We start from the raw sequence: 3364 nt of genomic DNA, 5'->3' as shown, positions 1-3364 counted from the left end.
TCTTGACTCAAGCATTAATGCAGTACGATCTTCAAAGTTAAGATGATGGTATGACAATTTTATATACTCCATAAACCCTTTAAATTAATTAGGTGGTTTATGTCGCACTTCAAGTTTTACTCTGCCCATCTATTCACCGTATCACGCAGATTAATATTCAAATAGCTTATCCTAAACTAAATGATAAACAGCAAAAAAATATCATTAGAAAAAGTATTCGAAGTCAAGGTTTAAGTTATTTGGAATGTATTAAATTTTGGGGAATGTCTACTGATTATAACCTTTCACGTATCAATCAAATTCATGGCATTGAACATTTCAACCATGCTATCAATAAGAAAAAAGGTGTAATTGTCGTAGTTCCACATTTGGGAAGCTGGGAATTACTAAATGCGTGGCTTTGCTCACAAACACAACCCATGATTATGTATAAGCCGAATAGAAATAAAGACATCAATCGCTATATTTTGCAGGCTCGCCAGAAAACAAATGCAATTTTAGTCCCTGCAGATGAAACTGGTATAAGAGCTATATTTAAACATTTAAAACAAGGTGGTCTTACTGTTATTTTGCCAGATCATATTCCTAAGCCTTCGGGCGGCATCTATGCAGATTTTTTTAAACAAAACGTTCTTTCAGGAACTATTGTTCCCAAATTAGCTCAAAAAACACAATGTAATGTGGTAGGCATAAGCTGTATTCGTACCAATCGACACAGCTATTTTGATATTCACTGCAGTTCTATATCGAATAATATTATGTCTAAGGATCTACAAACCAGCGTACTTTGCCTGAATCAACATATGGAACAGATGATCGCAACAGCACCGGCACAGTATATTTGGTCATATAAACGCTTTAGAAGCTGCTTTGGTAATAACAATCCTTATAAAGCTTAAATTAAATTTCATAAGCACTTGTTAGCTAACTGTTAATTCTGAAAAAATAGATTAAATTGAGATTCCGCCCTAAAAATGGCATAATCTTGTTATTCTTTTAAGATGTGGATTGTCTCCCATGGCGATGCGTCCTGCTGTCCGTAACCGTGGCATCATGCTGATTGTGTTTTCAGTCGTTCAATGGTTGTTTATGCGCTATATTCTTGCCAACAATCTATTCTCTTTAGATACTAATGACCGTATTGTTTACTTCTGTCTCAGCAGTATCATTGGTGCTTTCTTGATTTTTGTTGGTTTGATTTATATGGTTTTGAAAGGAAATGCGGATAAGGAGTAATTATCCGCCCTTTCACTCAATAATTATAAATATTTCGCTGTGAAGATGTTTTCTAACTCTTCATGTCTATCATATTGATGAACAAATAGAGGGGTTGTTCCATCTAAATTTAAAAGGATAGCGTCCTCATTTAAATTTATTTTATCAACATTCATAACACCTAATGTTGCAATTTTAGACTCTAAGGGCTGACATAAGTGCAATACAGAAAATGCACCAGAATACAATAACTTGTTATGAATACCTTGATCGTAATTCGATCTCACCATCGTATAGTAAGGCAAGCTCATAAATTCATTGATCATTACATCAAGATATTTGCTCATAGACTGATAATCGCCGAAGGTTACCCCAGCACAAGAAATCTGTTTATCAGCAATTTCTTTCAGATAGTTTTTACCATAAACATCACTAATCCACTTAATATGAAAAGAATCTTTACCTAATAGTAAACTCTTATCTTCCATTCCTAAAAAGAGCCCATCCTGATTTAGCTCGTTCAAATCACCCTGAACGATTACATCTCGTGTATCTGTAAGCACTACATGACTAAAATTATTGCGCTGCAAATAATCATAGTAATCAAAAAAACGAGAAACATGAGGCGGTGCAAGAAAATAGATAAAATCTTTCTTAAGTTTAGGTTCTGAAGAGACAATAAATTTACTTAAAAAACGAATACATTTCTTGAAGTTTTTACTAATGCTCTTGGAGCTACTGAAGGTTCCTATCTTAGAGTCCACAAACTCTAAACTAAACTTATAATTCGTTCTTTTTTTGAAAAAATCTTTATATTCAGCAACCTGAGATCCATTTAAAAATAAAGTTACGACACCTGTATAATTTGTCCGAGATATACTGTTAAGAAATAATTCAACTTTGTCGGGTGAATAACCTGTTGCTGCTCCCATAATAACAGGGCGAAATTCGGAACACTTTTCCATAAAAACAGACTACTAAAAATTCAGGAATAATTTTATCTTATCAAGCAAGCCATTTGTTTGTCTAAATTTTTTAAATATTCCAAACCAATTGTTTTTGCCTAAATAGTTTAACTGGATCATATCTGGATTTCTTAATTTTGATAAGAGATAAACTCCTTGATCATCATCCACCAAATTATTATTAAGCAATTCCATTTGGCTACTTAAGATTAGATTGTAAAAATCTGGCCATTTTTCAACACTACCAACGATACCGCCACCAATGATATAAGGTACATTACCTAAAATTGAGTTAAGCACATTAGCTTCACTGAATTCGAATTCTTCCGCAATGGTAAACAAATGTATTTTTGAAGTATCGAAGCTATAGCTCCATTGTCGTAGCTTGCTTAAGGTTTTTTTATCTCGACAGTATCCAAAATCCAACCAAGCAACTAAATCTGTCGTGATTAAGTTTTCCTTGATAGATTCATAAACAAAATAGGACTTTAAATTATTGACCAATACATAATAAGGAGACCAATATTCGGGATTCCGTAGCTGCTTATCATCTACCTTTGAACGAAAATGTTCATCATTCTGTATCACGTCTATTCTTTCTAGAACAGATGAAAATTTTTCTTTAAGGTCAATAGAAATAACAGTCGTCGGTTTACCTTCTCGAATTTCTAAAATTTTTTCCACAAAATCAGATGAAGTATAGACAATGAATGGGTTATCTAATTCAGCAAGGTTTTTAAAGTAATCAAAATATTGAGACGTAGGCCGATGTAAATAGCCAGGATGCCCCTTATCTTTAGTCCAATCTCCGCGACCAATATCGAAAAAAGCTGTCACAATCGTTATATTTGGCTCTATCATGATATTCATAGATAATAAAAGAAGAGAAAAATATATTATAGTTTAAGTCACTTATGTAAAATAGTGAAAATTTATTAATCATGGGTACAATCTAAGTGGACATTGAAAAAATTGCTATAATCACCCCTCTATTTAATGAAGAAAAAAATATATTAAATTTTATTCAATGCTTAGTAGACCAAAAAAATAAAAACTTGGCAGAGTAAAACTTGAAGTGCGACATAAACCACCTAATTAATTTAAAGGGTTTATGGAGTATATAAAATTGTCATACCATCATCTTAACTTTGAAGATCGTACTGCATTAATGCTTGAGTCAAGAA

At 32.7% G+C, this 3364-nt stretch carries 4 protein-coding genes; 2 read left to right on the top strand and 2 right to left on the bottom strand.

Annotated elements, in window-relative coordinates; translation table 11 throughout:
- The first annotated feature begins 92 nt into the window (after positions 1-92).
- Together C3420_RS16530 and C3420_RS16525 are read left to right on the top strand one after the other, a co-directional pair.
- The gene (locus C3420_RS16530; RefSeq protein WP_228152987.1) at positions 93-899 is read left to right on the top strand and encodes a lysophospholipid acyltransferase family protein; all 807 of its coding nucleotides are present in this window, start codon (positions 93-95) and stop codon (positions 897-899) included.
- A gap of 118 nt (positions 900-1017) precedes the next feature.
- Complete coding sequence (locus C3420_RS16525; protein WP_004813045.1) at positions 1018-1236, top strand: hypothetical protein; 219 nt, start codon at positions 1018-1020, stop codon at positions 1234-1236.
- A gap of 23 nt (positions 1237-1259) precedes the next feature.
- On the opposite strand, the gene C3420_RS16520 is transcribed toward C3420_RS16525, so the two are convergent.
- Together C3420_RS16520 and yibB are read right to left on the bottom strand one after the other, a co-directional pair.
- The gene (locus tag C3420_RS16520; protein WP_004813047.1) at positions 1260-2180 is read right to left on the bottom strand and encodes a hypothetical protein; all 921 of its coding nucleotides are present in this window, start codon (positions 2178-2180) and stop codon (positions 1260-1262) included.
- A 12-nt stretch (positions 2181-2192) separates the two neighbouring features.
- Positions 2193-3041: a protein YibB gene (gene yibB / locus C3420_RS16515; protein WP_017401395.1), complete on the bottom strand. Its 849-nt coding sequence runs from the start codon at positions 3039-3041 to the stop codon at positions 2193-2195.
- Between the last annotated feature and the right edge of the window lie 323 nt (positions 3042-3364).

The organism is Acinetobacter sp. ACNIH3 (genome assembly GCF_002918965.1).
GTDB classification, from domain to species: domain Bacteria; phylum Pseudomonadota; class Gammaproteobacteria; order Pseudomonadales; family Moraxellaceae; genus Acinetobacter; species Acinetobacter schindleri.
Note: the sequence above shows the minus strand (reverse complement) of the source record. Positions and strands in the feature narration are given on the sequence as shown.